Annotated in this window: 18 protein-coding genes; 10 read left to right on the top strand and 8 right to left on the bottom strand. The window is 64.4% G+C overall.

Features of this window, described 5'->3' with window-relative positions; genetic code table 11:
* The first annotated feature begins 260 nt into the window (after positions 1–260).
* Genes MYCSP_RS04620 through pgi form a run of 3 tightly spaced genes read left to right on the top strand, consistent with a single transcriptional unit; the run spans position 261 to position 3121 of the window.
* On the top strand, positions 261–554 hold the full coding sequence (locus MYCSP_RS04620; RefSeq protein ID WP_070912927.1) for a chorismate mutase: 294 nt from the start codon (positions 261–263) through the stop codon (positions 552–554).
* Positions 555–586: 32 nt separating this feature from the next.
* Positions 587–1429 carry a hypothetical protein gene (locus MYCSP_RS04615; protein ID WP_070912928.1) on the top strand — a complete coding sequence of 281 codons (843 nt, stop codon included), beginning with the start codon at positions 587–589 and terminating at the stop codon, positions 1427–1429.
* Positions 1430–1471: 42 nt separating this feature from the next.
* On the top strand, positions 1472–3121 hold the full coding sequence (gene pgi / locus MYCSP_RS04610) for a glucose-6-phosphate isomerase (protein ID WP_083016106.1): 1650 nt from the start codon (positions 1472–1474) through the stop codon (positions 3119–3121).
* On the opposite strand, the gene MYCSP_RS04605 is transcribed toward pgi, so the two are convergent.
* Positions 3118–3627 (bottom strand): helix-turn-helix domain-containing protein, encoded by a 510-nt coding sequence (locus MYCSP_RS04605; protein ID WP_070912930.1) that lies wholly within the window; start codon positions 3625–3627, stop codon positions 3118–3120. The two genes, pgi and MYCSP_RS04605, sit on opposite strands and share 4 nt — an antisense overlap.
* Positions 3628–3742: 115 nt before the next feature.
* Between MYCSP_RS04605 and MYCSP_RS04600 the strand changes: the two genes are divergently transcribed.
* From MYCSP_RS04600 to MYCSP_RS04590, 3 genes are read left to right on the top strand one after another with little or no spacing between them, the layout of a single operon-like run.
* The gene (locus MYCSP_RS04600) at positions 3743–4552 is read left to right on the top strand and encodes an aldolase (RefSeq protein ID WP_088413282.1); all 810 of its coding nucleotides are present in this window, start codon (positions 3743–3745) and stop codon (positions 4550–4552) included.
* A complete protein-coding gene (locus tag MYCSP_RS04595) occupies positions 4549–5436 on the top strand; it encodes a dihydrodipicolinate synthase family protein (protein WP_088413281.1) in 888 nt (295 codons plus the stop codon). The genes MYCSP_RS04600 and MYCSP_RS04595 overlap by 4 nt, the downstream gene beginning before the upstream one ends.
* Positions 5437–5458: 22 nt before the next feature.
* Positions 5459–6595, top strand: a complete 1137-nt coding sequence (locus MYCSP_RS04590; RefSeq protein WP_088413280.1) for a GTP-binding protein — start codon at positions 5459–5461, stop codon at positions 6593–6595.
* Here the strand turns inward: MYCSP_RS04590 and MYCSP_RS04585 are convergent.
* Positions 6592–7143, bottom strand: coding sequence for a CGNR zinc finger domain-containing protein (locus MYCSP_RS04585; protein ID WP_234809153.1), 552 nt, complete (start codon positions 7141–7143; stop codon positions 6592–6594). The two genes, MYCSP_RS04590 and MYCSP_RS04585, sit on opposite strands and share 4 nt — an antisense overlap.
* Positions 7144–7224: 81 nt before the next feature.
* On the opposite strand from MYCSP_RS04585, the gene MYCSP_RS04580 reads away from it, so the two are divergent.
* The 3 genes from MYCSP_RS04580 (at position 7225) to ctaD (ending at position 10340) form a co-directional block, all read left to right on the top strand.
* Positions 7225–7719, top strand: coding sequence for a VOC family protein (locus MYCSP_RS04580; RefSeq protein WP_083016224.1), 495 nt, complete (start codon positions 7225–7227; stop codon positions 7717–7719).
* On the top strand, positions 7716–8588 hold the full coding sequence (locus MYCSP_RS04575) for an NAD(P)-dependent oxidoreductase (RefSeq protein WP_088413279.1): 873 nt from the start codon (positions 7716–7718) through the stop codon (positions 8586–8588). Before MYCSP_RS04580 ends, MYCSP_RS04575 begins: the two co-directional genes overlap by 4 nt.
* 72 nt (positions 8589–8660) lie before the next feature.
* Complete coding sequence (gene ctaD, locus MYCSP_RS04570) at positions 8661–10340, top strand: aa3-type cytochrome oxidase subunit I (protein WP_088413278.1); 1680 nt, start codon at positions 8661–8663, stop codon at positions 10338–10340.
* On the opposite strand, the gene MYCSP_RS04565 is transcribed toward ctaD, so the two are convergent.
* Together MYCSP_RS04565 and MYCSP_RS04560 are read right to left on the bottom strand one after the other, a co-directional pair.
* Positions 10337–10771: a pyridoxamine 5'-phosphate oxidase family protein gene (locus MYCSP_RS04565; RefSeq protein WP_083016221.1), complete on the bottom strand. Its 435-nt coding sequence runs from the start codon at positions 10769–10771 to the stop codon at positions 10337–10339. The two genes, ctaD and MYCSP_RS04565, sit on opposite strands and share 4 nt — an antisense overlap.
* 49 nt (positions 10772–10820) lie before the next feature.
* Complete coding sequence (locus MYCSP_RS04560; RefSeq protein ID WP_070912937.1) at positions 10821–11675, bottom strand: TIGR03621 family F420-dependent LLM class oxidoreductase; 855 nt, start codon at positions 11673–11675, stop codon at positions 10821–10823.
* An 81-nt stretch (positions 11676–11756) separates the two neighbouring features.
* Between MYCSP_RS04560 and MYCSP_RS04555 the strand changes: the two genes are divergently transcribed.
* Positions 11757–12809 (top strand): NAD(P)H-dependent amine dehydrogenase family protein, encoded by a 1053-nt coding sequence (locus MYCSP_RS04555; protein ID WP_088413277.1) that lies wholly within the window; start codon positions 11757–11759, stop codon positions 12807–12809.
* Positions 12810–12937: 128 nt separating this feature from the next.
* Here the strand turns inward: MYCSP_RS04555 and ppk2 are convergent, their stop codons facing one another.
* From ppk2 to cobF, 4 genes are read right to left on the bottom strand one after another with little or no spacing between them, the layout of a single operon-like run.
* Entirely contained in the window at positions 12938–13846 is a 909-nt protein-coding gene (ppk2, locus tag MYCSP_RS04550; protein ID WP_070912939.1) for a polyphosphate kinase 2, read from the bottom strand.
* A 53-nt stretch (positions 13847–13899) separates the two neighbouring features.
* Positions 13900–14649, bottom strand: coding sequence for an SDR family oxidoreductase (locus tag MYCSP_RS04545; RefSeq protein ID WP_088413276.1), 750 nt, complete (start codon positions 14647–14649; stop codon positions 13900–13902).
* A gap of 9 nt (positions 14650–14658) precedes the next feature.
* Complete coding sequence (locus MYCSP_RS04540; RefSeq protein WP_083016077.1) at positions 14659–15522, bottom strand: Fpg/Nei family DNA glycosylase; 864 nt, start codon at positions 15520–15522, stop codon at positions 14659–14661.
* 16 nt (positions 15523–15538) lie between these two features.
* A complete protein-coding gene (gene cobF / locus MYCSP_RS04535; protein WP_088413275.1) occupies positions 15539–16288 on the bottom strand; it encodes a precorrin-6A synthase (deacetylating) in 750 nt (249 codons plus the stop codon).
* Between the last annotated feature and the right edge of the window lies 1 nt (position 16289).

Below are 16289 nucleotides of genomic sequence, written 5' to 3'. Positions count from 1 at the left end.
TGGCTTGATGCACTTCGCGCCGGCATTCGCCGCATGTCAGCTACACTCTTCGATGTGCTTGACCACCAGCAGAGCCACATCGTCTTCGCGCAAGCGGCTCATCCACGATTTTTTTACGGGTACCGGACTCCGGTGCCCGTGGTCTAGCCGATTCACGAGCCCCGCAGTCCGCTACCGGACTACGGGGCTCATCTCTTGTGAGGCCGGATTCCGGGGTGGCATGCGGGGCATCCGCTCCAAGAGAAAGTGTTGAGAAAGAAATGACTACCCACATGACCGAGCAGGCCGGCCAGAACGACGCCGAGGATTCCGTCCTCGACATCGACCAGCTGCGCAAGGAGATCGACCGCCTCGACGCGGAGATCCTGGCCGCGATCAAGCGCCGTACCGAGGTCTCCCGCCAGATCGGCAAGGCACGGATGGCCTCGGGCGGCCCTCGCCTGGTGCACAGCCGCGAGATGAAGGTGCTGGAACGCTACAGCGAACTCGGCCAGGAAGGTCATACTCTCGCCATGTTGCTGCTACGTCTGGGCCGCGGCAGATTGGGACACTGATCCCGGCTGACAACCGATGAGGGAGGGATTCGTTGAGCGACCAAGACAAGGGTGAGGACAAGCCCGACGCCAAGGGCGCAGACAGCTCCGAAGCCGAGGAGGGCGACGTCGTCGCCACGCCGGATGCCCCCGCAGAGCAGGATGCCGACGACAAGCCGGTGGACTACGAGCTGGAGGCGGCCGTCGCGGCCGAGCCGACCCCGACCCGCAAGTTCGTGGCCAGGCACGCCACCAAGATCGTGATCGGCGTGCTGGCCGTCTGCCTCGCCGCGGTGACGGCGGTCGCGGCGGGCCTCTGGGTCGAGAACAACCGGACGATCGAAGACACCCCGCAATCGCGGCCCACCGTCAAGCTGGGTGTCCCGCTGGTGAACCCCGAGGTCACCACCTCGAGCACCACCACGACCACGACGACGAAGTCGCGGGCCAAGACGAGCAGCAGCACGAGTACCACCAGCAGCTCACCCGGCACATCGGTCACCAGTGGCACCTCCACCACCGCGACGACGACAGGGACCACCACCAGCATCTCGGTGCCCGGTCCCACCACTTCGTCGGTTCCTCGCGAGGCGACCAAGGAGGAGGAGCGCGAGCTGACCAGCGTGCTCAAGGCCTTCTATGCCGCGCTCGGCACCAAGAACCTCGACGTCCTCAACGCACTGTCCTGCGTGAAGATCACCGACGAGGATCTCGAAGGCCAACCCGAGGACCTGAAGATCAACGTGGACAAGGTGGAGAAGACGGTCGTCAACGGCGATACCGCCTCGTCACGGGTGACCATCACCGCCACCGCCGGCGGGAAAACCGAGACCAAAACGGGTATCGCCGGGTTCGCGCGGATCAGCAGCCGTTGGGTGACCTGCGCCAACCAGTAGGCAGCCCTGCGCCGGCCGGGCGCCACTACTAGGCTCGGTCGCATGACACTCGCAGCGGCGTGGCAGGCACTGGAAAACCATCACAAGCAGATCGCCTCCACCCACCTTCGAGAGTTCTTCGCCGAAGATCCGGCCCGAGGCAGCGAGCTGACCGTCACGGTCGGCGACCTGTACATCGACTACAGCAAGCATCGCCTGAACCGTGAAACCCTTTCGCTGTTGGTCGATTTGGCCAAGGCGGCAGACCTGGAGGGCCGCCGGGACGCCATGTTCTCCGGGGTACACATCAATACCTCCGAGGACCGCGCGGTGCTGCACACCGCTCTGCGGCTGCCCCGCGACGCACAGCTGGTCGTCGACGGGCAGGACGTGGTCGCCGACGTACACCAAGTGCTCGATGCCATGGGCGACTTCACCGACCGGTTGCGCAGCGGCGAGTGGACCGGCGCCACCGGCAAGCGCATCACCACCGTGGTCAACATCGGGATCGGGGGCTCCGACCTCGGGCCGGTCATGGTCTACCAGGCGCTGCGCCACTACGCCGACGCCGGGATCTCGGCGCGATTCGTCTCCAACGTCGACCCCGCCGATTTGGTGGCCACGCTCGCCGATCTGGACCCGGCGACAACACTTTTCATCGTCGCCTCCAAGACATTCTCGACACTGGAGACGCTCACCAACGCGACGGCAGCGCGGCGCTGGCTCATCGACGGCCTGGGTGGCGCCGCCGGACAAGACGCGGTCTCCAAGCACTTTGTCGCGGTATCCACCAACGCGAAACTGGTCTCGGAGTTCGGAATCGACACCGCCAACATGTTCGGCTTCTGGGACTGGGTCGGCGGCCGCTACTCGGTGGACTCGGCGATCGGCCTGTCGGTGATGGCGGTCATCGGCCGCACGGCATTCGCGGAGTTCCTCGCCGGGTTCCACACCGTCGACGAGCACTTCCGCACCGCACCTCTGGAGGAGAACGCGCCGGCACTGCTCGGTCTGATCGGCCTGTGGTACTCGAATTTCTTTGGCGCACAATCGCGTGGAGTGCTCCCGTACTCCAACGACCTCTCCCGGTTCGCCGCCTACCTGCAGCAGCTGACGATGGAATCCAATGGCAAGTCGGTGAAGGCCGATGGCGCACCGGTGACGGTGGACACCGGCGACATCTACTGGGGCGAACCGGGCACCAATGGCCAACACGCCTTCTACCAGCTGCTGCACCAGGGCACCCGGTTGATCCCGGCGGACTTCATCGGCTTCAGCGAGCCCACCGACGATCTACCCACCGCGGACGGTACCGGCAGCATGCACGATCTGCTGATGAGCAATTTCTTCGCGCAGACACAGGTGCTGGCCTTCGGCAAGACGGCCGAGGAAATCGCCGCCGAAGGCACACCCGAGAACGTGGTTCCGCACAAGGTCATGCCCGGAAACCGCCCCAGCACAACGATCCTCGCCACCAAGCTGACACCGTCGACGGTCGGACAACTGATCGCGCTCTACGAGCACGAGGTGTTCACCGCGGGCACCGTCTGGGGCATCGATTCCTTTGACCAGTGGGGAGTCGAGCTGGGCAAGAAACAGGCCATCGCGCTGCTGCCGGTCATCACCGAGGACGCCTCACCCGGGCAGCAGACCGACAGCTCCACCGATGCGCTGGTGCGCTACTACCGCGCGGCGCGCGGACGCACGCGCTAGGTCGCGGCGACGATGATCACCAGCGCCGGGGTCCGCGAGGTCCGGCGTATCCGGTGCGTGCGGGTGGCGTCCAGGTAGGCGCTATCGCCTTCGTCGAGGACGTAACTTACATCCTCGCACTGCAATTCGATCGATCCGCGGTGCACAAAAACGAATTCCTGCCCCTCATGCGAGGACTTGTGTTCCGCGAATTCCGTGGAGGGACTGGCCAGAAACGGCGTCATGATCTTGCCGAGCATCTCGGTGCTCAGCGCGTGAAACCTACTGTCATCGCCTACATCCACACCGCGATCCACCACTACCCGGGATTCGTGGGCGTCGTTGGTGAAGAGCCGACTGACATCGACGTCGAGGGCCGCGGCGATGCGCATCGCGACGGACACGGATGGTGTGCTGTGTTCACGCTCGACCTTCGAGAGATAGCTCTTGGTCAGGCCGGTGCGACCACCCAGTTCCTCCAGAGTCAGGCCGCGCTCCCGGCGCAGCGCACGTACCAGCGATGCCATCCCGCCAGTGTGACACGAGGTGTCCGCGACATTCGCGAGGCAACATTGTTGACGATATGACACCTTGTGTCCTATCGTGGTGTTCACCCACCCGAGACCAGAAAGGAGCACGGAAATGGCCAGCACCCTTCACGACACCAAATCCGAACTGATGGATCGTGCCGAACGCAGCATGCAGACCCACTTCTCCGACTCGCAATGGACTACCCGCCAGAAGGTGGCGCTGACATGCCGAGCGCTCTTCGACCGCGGCCACGATTCCGGCCTCGCCGGACAAATCACCGCGCGTGCCGAGGAGCCCGGCACCTTTTACACCCAGCGACTGGGCCTGGGATTCGACGAGATCACCGAGGAGAACCTGCTTCTCGTCGACGAGGACCTCAATGTTCTCGAAGGCTCCGGAATGGCGAACCCCGCCAATCGCTTCCACAGCTGGATCTACCGGGCTCGCCCGGATGTGCAATGCATCGTGCACACCCATCCGTTCCACGTCGCCGCACTGTCCATGCTGGAGACGCCGCTGATCGTGTCGCAGATGGACATCGCGCCGCTATACGACGACTGCGCCTTCCTGCCGGACTGGCCCGGCGTTCCCGTCGGCAACGAGGAGGGCGAAATCATCTCCGCCGCGCTCGGAGACAAGAAGGCGATCCTGCTCGCCCACCACGGTCATGTCGTCGCCGGCGCTTCCGTCGAAGAGTCCTGCTCGCTGGCGGTGTTGATAGAGAGGGGCGCCAAGCTGCAACTGGCCGCGATGGCGGCGGGAACCATCGCGCCCCTGCCCGACCGGCTGGCCCGTGAGGCCCATGACTGGACCCTCACCCCCAAACGCAGCACCGCCAACTTCGCCTACTACGCCCGCACCGCGCTGGCCAATCACCCTGAGACCCTCACCAGCCCAACCACACAAGGGAATTCCCAATGACATCCACACCACAGTTTCACGGAATCATCGCCTATCCGGTCACTCCGTTCCTCCCCGATGACACCGTGGACACCGATAGGCTCGCCGAACTCGTGTCCCGGCTGGTCGAGAACGGGGCGCATGCCATCGCCCCCCTGGGCAGCACCGGCGAGTCCGCTTATCTCGAGGAACGCGAGTTCGACGCCGTCGTCGACACCACGGTGGCCGCGGTGAACAAGCGGGTGCCCGTCATCGTCGGCGCCTCGGATCTGACGACCGCCAACACCATTCGGCGTGCACGCCACGCTCAGCAGGCCGGAGCGGACGCGGTGATGGTGCTGCCGGTCTCCTACTGGAAGCTCAGCGACCGCGAGATCGCGCAGCACTACGCCTCGGTGGCGGCGGCCATCGACATCCCGGTGATGGTGTACAACAACCCCGCCACCAGCGGCGTGGACATGAAACCCGAACTCCTGGTGTCGATGTTCCGCGATATCGACAACGTCACCATGGTCAAGGAGTCGACGGGCGATCTGAGCCGGATGCTCGACATCCAGCGCCTCAGCGAGGGAGGGCTGCCCTTCTACAACGGCAGCAACCCGCTGGTGCTCGACGCACTCAACGCCGGCGCCTCCGGATGGTGCACCGCAGCACCATGTTTGGCCCCGCAGCCGTGCCTGGATCTCTATGAGGCCGTGCGCGCAGGACGCACCGACGAGGCCGCGTCTATCTACGAGGGACTCAAACCACTATTGCAGTTCATCGTCGCGGGCGGGTTGCCCACGACCATCAAGGCCGGCCTGGAACTGCAGGGGCGCGCCGTCGGAGATCCGAGACGCCCGCTGCTCCCGCTGGATTCCGAGGGACGCGAAAAACTGAAGAGTATCCTGGCGTCCCTGCCTTGATGATAATGGTTATCATTATCATGTGACCACAGCCCAGCTCTTACCCGTAACCGTGCTCTCCGGATTTCTCGGAGCCGGAAAGACCACCCTGCTCAACCACATCCTGGCCAACACCGAGGGACGCCGCGTCGCGGTGATCGTCAACGACATGAGCGAGGTGAACATCGATGCCGCCCTCGTTGCGGGTACCGGACACCTGGACCGCACCGAGGAGCGGCTCGTCGAGCTCACCAACGGCTGCATCTGCTGCACCCTGCGCGAGGACCTGATCGAGGCCGTCGGAAACCTGGCCCGGCAGAACCGATTCGACCAGCTGGTCATCGAGTCGACCGGCATCTCCGAACCGATGCCGGTGGCCGCCTCGTTCACCTGGGAGTTCGAGGACGGGACCAGCCTGGGGCAGGTCGCCCGGCTCGACACCATGGTGACGGTCGTCGACGCCTCCACCTTCCTGCCCGAGCTGGCGCGCGGCGAGGCGCTGGCAGACCGCGATATGGCCGCCGCAGACGGGGACGGCCGGTCCATCGCCGATCTGCTCACCGACCAGGTGGAGTTCGCCGACGTGCTGATCCTCAACAAGGCAGACCTGGTGAACGAACGGACCCTCGGCATGGTGGAAACGCTGCTGCGCCGCCTCAATCCCACGGCGACGATCGTGCGCTCCACCGGCGGCTGCGTCGACCTCGATCTGGTACTGCAGACGGGTTTGTTCGACCCCGAGCTGGCCGCCCAGACACCGGGCTGGGACGAGGAAATCGCCGACGGGCACACCCCGGAAACCGAGGAATACGGCATCAGCAGCATGACGTTCCGCTCGGATCGCCCATTTCATCCGCAACGCCTCGGCGCGGCTCTGGAGAATCTGCAAGGACTGTTACGCAGCAAGGGATTCTGCTGGATCGCCAGCCGGCCAGATATCGCCGCGATCTGGTCGCAAGCCGGGCCGAACCTCACGATCGAGCCCGCCCAGTTCTGGCGCAGCACCGAGATCGCGCCAGGGCAGGAGATCGTCTTCATCGGCGTCCGGTTGGACCGGCCCCGTGTGCAGCATCTCCTGGAATCCGCGGTGCTCACCGACGACGAGCTCGCCGAGGGTTCCGCGGCGTGGCTCGGTTATCCCGATCCCCTGCCGGCCTGGGGTGTCATGCACGCTCACTAACCCCGGCGGCTCATCGCAGCCTTCTTCGCCCGGTTCCCGCAGGTGTTCATGTTGCACCAGCGGCGGTTGTTGGCACGGCTGGTGTCGAGGTACAGACCGTGGCAGTGCTCGTCTGAACACGCCTTCACTCGATCGCGGTCCGGACCGCCCAGTGTCTCGATGGCGTTGGCGGCGATGATCGACAACGCATCGGCAATGCCCGCACCTCGCCATCTCGCCACTCCGCTGTCGAGCACCAGATCCGGGCTTCCGTTTCTGGAGAACGCATTCAACGACCGGGTGACCGCAGGCGCGATCGGAGCCCCAGCCGCCACAGCAGCTCCCGCACGGTGGATGTTCTCGCGCAGTTCCTTGGCGGCGGCCAGATCGGCATCGACCAACTGCGCGGTCGAGAAATCCAGCCCGTTCGCCCGCAACCACAACCGCAGCCGTTCCGGGCCGGTGAGCCGCTCGATAGCGGCTCCGGCGCGGTCGAAGACGGTCGCGGTGAACCGGAATGCCAGCACCGCGTTGTCCAGCCGGAACATCACCCCCGCATCCTCTGTCATGCGAACCAGTTTAACCGGTTCGACAGATCCCGGTCGGTGATCTACGGTGGAACCGTCTTAACAGGTTCACTTGGAGGCAAGATGTCCGTCAACCACGTCGGGATCACCGTTCCCGATATCGCAGCGGCGATCGACTGGTACCGCGAGGTGTTCGGATTCGCATGCGTCATGGGGCCACGCACGCTGGAACGCGGGCCGAATAGGGAACTCCCGCCGGGACTGGACGCGCGATTTCGCCGGGCCCGGATGGCCGGTCTGCAGACACCCAACGGTGTGGGCGTCGAGCTCTTCGAGTTCATCGACCCCATGACGGATCCACCACCCGAGCTACCCGTCGACTACTCCCGGCGTGGCACCTGGCATCTGTGCCTCACGGTTCCCGATGTGCAGGAGCAGACCCGGGCCGTCGCCAACCGGGGCGGCCGGATCATCACCGCGCCGCGACCGGTTGTCGCGGGTAGACCATGGAGCATGTCCTACCTGACCGATCCGTGGGGCACGGTCATCGAGTTGATGAGCCACGACTACACCGAGATCTTCACCAACTGGCCCACCGAGACAGGAGCGCACCAATGAGCACAATCGCCGTCGTCGGACTCGGCGCCATGGGAAAGGCCATGGCACACAATCTTGTTCAGGCGGGACACGAAGTGTCCGTATGGAATCGGTCCGCGGGGCCCGTCGACGAACTCGCGTCCGCCGGTGCCCGCCCCCTCGACTCGGCGGAGCTGGCATTCGAGTCCGGCGTGGTGTTCTCGGTGCTCGCCGACGACCGCGCTGTGGCTGAAACCCTTTTGGCCCCACAGGTTCTCGCGTCGGGTCGCGGCGCCTTACATGTCAACCTCGCGACCGTGAGCACCCGACTGGCCGAACGCGCCACGGCACTGCATACCGAGCACGGCGTGGGATACGTCGCCGCGCCGGTGTTCGGCCGGGTTCCCGTGGCACAGGCCGGGCAGCTGCAGGTGCTGGCGGCCGGTACCGCCGCACAGATCGACCGGGCGCAGCCGTTCTTCGACATCATCGGGGCGCGCACCTGGCGATTGGGCGATGCGCCGCGGCAAGCCAATGTCGTCAAGATCATCGGGAACTTCCTGATCGCATCGGCCATCCAGTCGCTGAGTGAAGCCGTCAGCATGGCAGAACGAACGGGTGTGGACTCCGCGCTGCTGGTGGAATTGTTGACCAGCACCCTCTTTCAGGGACCGGCGTACAGCAGCTACGGAAAGCTCATCGCCACATCTACCTATGAGCCGGCAGGCTTCACCACGACGTTGGGCCGCAAGGATGTCGGCCTGGCGCTGGAGGTCGCGGCGGACTCCGGCCTACGGCTGCCATTCGGCGAGGTGCTGCGAACCGTTCTGGACGAGGCACTGGACAACGGCCAAGCCGACCTGGACTGGTCCTCGATAGCGGACCTACAGCGGGCGCGCGACGCGGAGTGACTATGGCATGATGTCCGCAGGAATGCCTCACGTACACAGGCGAATCGCACTGTTTTCGTATGGAGGTTTCCTGTGGCTACATCATCTGTCGAGCTGACGGCAAGTCGGCCTTTTCCCCCTCGCGTAGGGCCTAAAGGCTCTCTTATCTACAGACTTGTTACCACCACCGATCACAAGCTGATCGGAATCATGTACTTGGTCACGTGTTTCGCCTTTTTCATGGTGGGCGGGTTGATGGCGCTGTTGATCCGTGCCGAACTCACCACACCGGGTCTGGCCTTCCTGTCCAATGAGCAGTACAACCAGCTGTTCACCATGCACGGCACCGCGATGCTGCTGTTCTACGCGACGCCCATCGTGTTCGGCTTCGCGAACGTGGTGCTGCCGCTGCAGATCGGCGCCCCCGACGTTGCCTTCCCGCGTCTGAACGCGTTGTCGTTCTGGCTCTTCCTCTTCGGCGCGTTGATCGCCCTGGCCGGGTTTATCACCCCCGGTGGTGCCGCCGACTTCGGCTGGACCGCCTACACCCCGCTCTCCGATGCTATTCACTCCCCCGGCGCCGGCGGCGACTTGTGGATCTTGGGTGTCGCGGTGGGCGGTCTTGGCACCATTCTCGGTGCGGTCAACATGATCACCACGGTCGTGTGTATGCGTGCCCCCGGCATGGTGATGTTCCGCATGCCGATCTTCACCTGGAACATCCTCGTGGTCAGCGTGCTGGTGCTGCTCGTGTTTCCCCTGTTGGCGGCCGCGGCCATCGGGTTGGAGGCCGATCGCAGGCTGGGTGCGCATCTGTACGATCCCGCCAACGGCGGAGTTCTGCTGTGGCAACACCTGTTCTGGTTCTTCGGACACCCCGAGGTCTATGTGTTGGCGCTGCCGTTCTTCGGCGTGGTGTCGGAGATTTTCCCGGTGTTCAGCCGCAAGCCGATCTTCGGTTACACCACGCTCGTCTTTGCGACCTTGGGAATCGGGGCGCTGTCCATCGCGGTGTGGGCGCACCACATGTACGCCACCGGCGCCGTGCTGCTGCCGTTCTTCTCCTTCATGACGTTCCTGATCGCAGTCCCGACCGGCATCAAGTTCTTCAACTGGATCGGCACCATGTGGAAGGGGCAGCTGACCTTCGAGACCCCCATGCTGTTCTCAATCGGCTTCCTGGTGACGTTTCTCTTCGGTGGTTTGACCGGTGTCCTCCTCGCCGCTCCGCCAATAGATTTCCACGTCACCGACTCGTACTTCGTGGTCGCGCATTTCCACTACACCCTGTTCGGCACCATCGTGTTCGCGAGTTTCGCGGGGGTGTACTTTTGGTTCCCGAAGATGACGGGTCGCCTGCTCGACGAGCGCCTGGGCAAGTTCCATTTCTGGCTCACGTTCATCGGCTTCCACGCCACCTTCCTGGTGCAGCACTGGCTGGGTAACGAGGGCATGCCCCGTCGGTACGCCGATTACCTGCCCACCGATGGCTTCACGGCGCTGAACGTCGTGTCGACGGTGGGCGCTTTCGTTCTCGGTTCGTCGATGCTGCCGTTCGTGTGGAACGTGTTCAAGAGCTACCGCTACGGCGAGGTTGTCACGGTCGATGACCCGTGGGGTTACGGCAACTCCCTAGAGTGGGCCACAAGCTGCCCGCCGCCGCGGCACAACTTCACCGAGCTACCCCGAATCCGTTCGGAGCGTCCGGCATTCGAGCTGCACTATCCACACATGGTCGAACGCATGCGCGCCGAGGCGCACGTCCGGCACTAGCCCGGCACGTGGCCGCCGTCGGGTTCGCGCCCGAACACGAAACGGCGGCCGGTGATCTGCGCCGGAATGATCCGCACGTAATGCAGCTTGACGGTGGGGATCCAGGGATAGAGGCCAGCGGCATCGGCTTCGTCGATCTCGACCGATGTGTTCAGTACCTGCGCCGCGCCTCGCACCACGACGCTCCAACCGCCGATGTCGTTGTGATCGTCCGCCTCGAACAGCACGTGGTCGCTGACGACCGCGCCGAAGAGCTTGGTGCCCTCCGCTGTTCGGAACAGGACGGTGCCGCGCTGGGTCACGAAGTTGATCGGGAATATCTCGGGTCGACCGTCAATCACCACCACCAGCCTCCCCAGCCGGGCACTCGACAGCAGCGTCCAGCTTTCGTATTTCTCGAGCAGGGTCACGGGTTGGGAATCAGGCGTCATGACGCCGATGATCGCCAAACGCGGCGACGGGCGATAGATGCGAAGGTCCCTACCTGAGCGCCGCGATCAACGCATGAAAATCCTTAGCTCCGCGTGGATCTGCTCCCATGTACGTCACATAGGAGATGCCGAGTTCCTCGCGGAGCGCGATGACCCTCTCCACGAGCTCAGCTTTGGATCCATGCAGCAGGGTGGGCGAAGCACGCAACTGATCGTCGGAATCGCCGGGCCGGTACACCCGCATGAGTCCAAGGTCCGGTGTCCGGTCGATGGCGACGTCAAAGATCCCCAGGTTCAACTCCGGTGCGTCGGCACGCTCGGTGGCCGCTTGCCGAACGTAGGCGACACGCTCGGCAAGCTCCTCGCGCGTCTTGGCGTCGGATATCGCGACGATATCGGCTTGCTCTGCCGCAAGTTTCAGGATCTTGTCACCCTTACCCGCGATCATGATCGGCACGGGCGACTGAACCGGCCGCGGCCAATGCTGCGGACTCGAGAGCAGCCCGCGCAACGCATCGAGGGCATCGGCAAGCTGCCGCACGCGTCCGGCGGGACTCAAGAACGGCACGCCAGCGGCCTCGTACTCCTGCTGGACGTATCCGGCTCCCAATCCGATCTCGACGCGGCCGTCGGTGAGCCTGTCGGCCGTCGCGATGTCGCGCGCAAGTAGACGCGGCGAATAGAAACCGGTGGTCAGTACGAAGCTTCCGACCCTGATATGCGATGAAACACTGGCGGCGGCAAGCATTACCGGAAACGGCGAGCCGACGCCGAGGTGGTCTGGGACCACGACGACGTCAACACCGCAATCCTCAGCCCGTCGAACCTCATCGCGAATCTGGCCCGGATCTCCATGGGAGATCAGGTTCGCCCCAAATCGAAATCGGTGTCTAATCACCGACATTCCCACCTCTCAAGGTCTGGACCCACGCACTTGTTTGGTGTTATGCAGTTCTGAGATTACCGGTTGCAAGGAGGCAATGACATGGCCTATCGGGTGGTCCAGTGGGCGACGGGCGAGGTCGGCAGGGCTGCGATCAACGCGGTGCTGGCGCACCCGGAACTGCAGCTCGTGGGCTGCTGGGTGCACTCACCGCAAAAGACCGGGATCGACGTCGGCGAGCTCCTTGGCCGGGCACCTCTTGGCGTGACGACGACCAACAGCCTGGAGGACATCGTCGAGCTGCAGGCCGACTGCGTGATCTACAGCCCGCTACTGCCCAATCCATCCGAGGTGGCGGCATTACTCACCTCCGGCAAGAACGTGGTCACCCCGGTCGGGTGGTTCTACCCCGATGGCTCCGGTCGCGAGCTGGACGCCACCGCACGTGAGGCCGCAGTGACGCTGCACGGCACGGGAATTGACCCCGGTGGCATCACCGATCTTTATCCGCTGATCTTTTCGTCCATGACCTCGGCCGTCACCTATGTGCGTGCCGAGGAGTACTCGGACATACGCACATACGGGGCGCCGGACGTCATCCGACACATCATGAAATTCGGCGGCACGCCCGAAGAGGCGATCACCGGACCCATGCCTACGTTGTTGGGCGGCGGCTTCAAGCAGTCCCTGCGGATGATCCTCGATGGCATGGGGTTTGCGGACGTGCAGATCCGGCCCGATCTCAAGGTCGCTGTCGCGACCAAGAACATCGAGTCACCGATCGGCACTATCGCGCCGGGATCCGTTGCCGGTCAGCAGTTCTCATGGGAGGCGTGCGTAGGCGACGAGGCGGTCGCCCGCATCGCCGTGAACTGGTTGATGGGAGAAGAACATTTGGATCCCGCCTGGTCCTTCGGACCGAGTGGACCGCGCTACGAGGTCGAGGTGCGCGGCACCCCCTCATCGTCGTGCACGATCACCGGCTTTCACCCGCACAGCGTCCAGGCTGGGCTCATCGCCAATGAGGGGGTTGTCGCCACCGCCGCGCATTGTGTCAATTCGGTGCCCTACGTCTGCAAGGCCGAGCCGGGCCTCAAGTCGTACCTCGACCTTCCGCTCATCGCGGGCAGAGCGCACCCTCGGCTCCACCGGTAATCGATGAAGCCGAGGGCAATGTTTCAGCCCACTGAGCGGACCATATGGACGTGACCAGATCCGGAACACGGTATTACACGAAAACCCTTGCAGGGCTAAATATTCAGTGTTATCAAACCGTCAGCCGGCTAACGAGAGCCAGCCTTCTCTCCCTCTTCGAAGATGGCCGAGGCCGGGCCGACGATCAGCGGGTCCGGGTTGCCCACGACGGCTGCGTCCTTGTTGTCGTAGTCGAACTGCGAGAGCACGTGACGCATGGCCTCCAGCCGGGCGCGCTTCTTGTCGTTGCTCTTCACCACCGTCCACGGTGCGCTGTCGGTATCGGTGTAGAAGAACATCGCCTCCTTCGCCTCGGTGTAGGCGTCCCATTTGTCCAGGGATGCGAGGTCTGTGGGCGAGAGTTTCCAGTGCCGAACGGGATCGGTGCGCCGGGCCTCGAAACGGGCCAGCTGTTCCTTACGGCTCACCGAGAACCACAGCTTGACCAGATGCGTCCCCGAATTGACCAGCATGCGTTCGTATTCCGGTGCCTCGCGTAGGAATTCGGCGACCTGAGCGGGAGTGCAGTAGCCCATCACACGTTCGACGCCCGCCCGGTTGTACCAGGAGCGGTCCATCAGCACGATCTCCCCGCCGCTGGGCAAGTGCGCGGTGTATCGCTGGAAGTACCACTGTGTCTGTTCCACCGACGTCGGCTTCTCGAGCGCCACCACGCGGGCGCCACGGGGGTTGAGATGCTCGGTGAATCTCTTGATGGACCCGCCCTTACCGGCGGCATCCCGGCCCTCGAAGATGATGCAGATCTTTTCGCCGCGCTCCTTGACCCACAGTTGGAGCTTGAGCAACTCGATCTGCAGCTTGCGCTTGGTCTTCTCGTATTCCTTGCGGCTGAGCTTCTCGTCATACGGATAGCCCTGTTTCCAGGCGTCCTTGCCCTCTTTGGAGCGACTGATCCCGCCGCGCAGGCTCGCGAGTTCATCGAGTTCGGCGGCGTAGTCCACCGTGACGGAAGCGTTCGGTTTCTCTTGATCGGCCATAGGTTCAGCATCCCACGTGGGCATAAAGTCCCACGTGGGAAACCCAGGGCCGGTTAGGCCAGGCGCCCGGCCAGGCGCGGCGGCAGCAGCCGCATGACCGCCATCACCGGCTCCCATGGCCACCGCGGCACCGCGGCGCGTCCGGGCTCCTTCTCGATGGCGTCCACCATCGCGGTCACACCGGTCAACGTGTCGACCATCATCGGAGTGGTCGGCGACTTGGCGCTCAGGTCGGTCTGGATGTAGCCGGGCTCGATGGTGCTGACTTTAATTGGGCCACTGGCGTACTCGGCGCGCAGCGACTCGCCCAGCGAGGAAAGTCCGGCCTTGCTGGCCGCGTAGGCGGCCTTGGTGCCGGGCAGGCCCTTGGCCGCCGTCACCGAGGAGATGAGGACCAGGTGCCCGAAGCCCTGCTCCTTGAACAGGGCCAGCGCCGCCTCGATCTGCGCCAGCGCACCAATGAGATTGGTCTCGATGGTCTGAATGTTGGCCCACGACTTGCCGCCGCCCAGGTGCCAGCCCTTGGCGATGCCGGCGTTCACGACCACCCGATCCAGTCCGCCGAGTTCGTCGCGCAGCTCACCGAAGACCACCGGAACCGACTCGTGGTTGGTGACGTCCAGGGACCGCACGGCGACCGTAATTCCGGGGTTGGTGGCCAGCAACTCTGTCTTGAGTTCTTCCAATGCCTCGGCGCGGCGGGCACACAGCGCCAGGTCGCGTCCCTTCGCGGCGAACTGACGGGCCATCTCGGCGCCCAGGCCCGAGCTCGCCCCGGTGATGAGGATCTTCTGTCGCGTCACGTGGCCACTTTATTTGAGGAGCTTCGAGAGCCGACGGTCGGCCAGCACCTTGCCGCCGGTCTGGCACGTCGGGCAATATTGGAACGCTTTGTCGGCAAACGACACCTCCCGCACCACGTCGCCACACACCGGACACGGCATCCCGGTCCTGGCATGCACTCGCAATCCGGATCGCTTCTCCCCCTTGAGGGTTGCCGCCTGCTGCCCCACGCTGCGCTCCACCGCGTCAGTCAGCACCGACTGCATGGCCTCGTACAACGCGGTCAGCTGCCCCTCGGAGAGGGCCTTTCCGCTGGCGAACGGCGAGAGCTTGGCCACGTGCAGGATCTCGTCGCTGTAGGCATTGCCAATCCCGGAGATCACCCGTTGGTCGGTGATCACGTTCTTCAGCCGAGCGGTGGTCCCGGACAAGATGTCGGCCAATCCACCGGAAGTGAGTGACAGCGCATCGGGCCCCAGGGAGGCGATCTGCGGGACGGCGTAAGGATCCGTCACGACCCACACGGCCAAACGCTTCTGGGTGCCGGCTTCGGTGAGATCGAATCCCGGCGCCTCACCGGGCGTTCCGAGATGCACCCGCAGCGCGATGGGCCCCTTACCCGGCTTGAGAGGCGCCGCCGTCAGCTTGTCCGACCAGCGCAGCCACCCGGCCCGCGACAAATGCGTGATGAGATGCAGATCTCCAGCTTGCAGGCCCAGGTACTTGCCCCACCGCGTCGCACCCGTCACCGTCTGGCCATAGAGGGCGGTGATCGGTGGGTCGAAGGTCTTGAGCACCGAGAATGCCGAGACGTCGATGCGGCCGATGGTGGCCCCGGTGGCGTGGCGGCGCAGATGATCGGCGAGCGCCTCGACTTCCGGTAATTCGGGCATGGTAGTCAGTCTGCCTCTACTCGCCGACACTCCGCAGCAGGTAGGTATCCATGATCCATCCGTGTTCGGCCCGGGCGGAGGCACGCACCTCGGAGATGTGGGCACCCACCTCTCCCACCGTTCCCGAGACCAGCAGCTCGTGCTCGGTACCCAGGTAGGCACCCCACCAAATCCGCGTCGACGGGTCCAGCTCCCGGAAGGCGCACTCGCCGTCGAGCATCACCACGACGGTTCCGGCGCGAGGCCACTCGTCGAGCAGGCGCCGCCCCGTCGTGATGAGGACCGGTTCCCCGATGCCGTTGAGCACGATGCGATGCCGGGCGGTCAGCGCGGATATCGCCGTGATCCCCGGCAGCACGTCGTACTCGAATGCGGTCGGGTCGCCGGCCAGAATCGCATCCAGAATCCGCAGCGTGCTGTCGTAGAGGGACGGGTCTCCCCAGGCCAGGAATGCCCCGGTACCGCCATCGGGCAGTTCGGAGGCAATCGCGTTGCCCCACAGCGCCGCCCGTTCGGCATGCCACTGCTGCACCGCGCCCCGATACTCGCCCTTGCCACGCACCGGATCGGGTAGTTCGACAAAGCGATAGTCGGGGTCGGTGATGTACCGCTCGCAGATGTGGCGGCGCAGTTCGATCAGGTCGTCCTTGGTGTCACCCTTGTCGGCGACGAAGAACGCGTCGACCTCGTTGAGGGCCGCGATCGCCTGCACGGTCAGATACTCGGGATGGCCTGCGCCGATCCCGATGACGCGAATCCGTCGCATC

Origin of the sequence: Mycobacteroides saopaulense (assembly GCF_001456355.1) — a bacterium.
Taxonomy (GTDB): domain Bacteria; phylum Actinomycetota; class Actinomycetes; order Mycobacteriales; family Mycobacteriaceae; genus Mycobacterium; species Mycobacterium saopaulense.
The sequence above is the reverse complement of the archived record's forward strand: the minus strand, read 5'-3'. Positions and strand labels throughout refer to the sequence as shown.

What these genes read in the sequence shown, in the direction of transcription:
- MYCSP_RS04555 (WP_088413277.1), top strand. Translation starts at nt 11,757, where the DNA reads ATGGCCTATCGGGTGGTCCAGTGGGCGACGGGCGAGGTCGGCAGGGCT.
- MYCSP_RS04575 (WP_088413279.1), top strand. Translation starts at nt 7,716, where the DNA reads ATGAGCACAATCGCCGTCGTCGGACTCGGCGCCATGGGAAAGGCCATG.
- ppk2 (WP_070912939.1), bottom strand. Translation starts at nt 13,846, where the DNA reads ATGGCCGATCAAGAGAAACCGAACGCTTCCGTCACGGTGGACTACGCC.
- MYCSP_RS04605 (WP_070912930.1), bottom strand. Translation starts at nt 3,627, where the DNA reads ATGGCATCGCTGGTACGTGCGCTGCGCCGGGAGCGCGGCCTGACTCTG.
- MYCSP_RS04540 (WP_083016077.1), bottom strand. Translation starts at nt 15,522, where the DNA reads ATGCCCGAATTACCGGAAGTCGAGGCGCTCGCCGATCATCTGCGCCGC.
- MYCSP_RS04620 (WP_070912927.1), top strand. Translation starts at nt 261, where the DNA reads ATGACTACCCACATGACCGAGCAGGCCGGCCAGAACGACGCCGAGGAT.
- MYCSP_RS04585 (WP_234809153.1), bottom strand. Translation starts at nt 7,143, where the DNA reads ATGACAGAGGATGCGGGGGTGATGTTCCGGCTGGACAACGCGGTGCTG.
- MYCSP_RS04560 (WP_070912937.1), bottom strand. Translation starts at nt 11,675, where the DNA reads ATGTCGGTGATTAGACACCGATTTCGATTTGGGGCGAACCTGATCTCC.
- MYCSP_RS04595 (WP_088413281.1), top strand. Translation starts at nt 4,549, where the DNA reads ATGACATCCACACCACAGTTTCACGGAATCATCGCCTATCCGGTCACT.
- MYCSP_RS04565 (WP_083016221.1), bottom strand. Translation starts at nt 10,771, where the DNA reads ATGACGCCTGATTCCCAACCCGTGACCCTGCTCGAGAAATACGAAAGC.
- cobF (WP_088413275.1), bottom strand. Translation starts at nt 16,288, where the DNA reads ATGCGACGGATTCGCGTCATCGGGATCGGCGCAGGCCATCCCGAGTAT.
- pgi (WP_083016106.1), top strand. Translation starts at nt 1,472, where the DNA reads ATGACACTCGCAGCGGCGTGGCAGGCACTGGAAAACCATCACAAGCAG.
- MYCSP_RS04580 (WP_083016224.1), top strand. Translation starts at nt 7,225, where the DNA reads ATGTCCGTCAACCACGTCGGGATCACCGTTCCCGATATCGCAGCGGCG.
- MYCSP_RS04600 (WP_088413282.1), top strand. Translation starts at nt 3,743, where the DNA reads ATGGCCAGCACCCTTCACGACACCAAATCCGAACTGATGGATCGTGCC.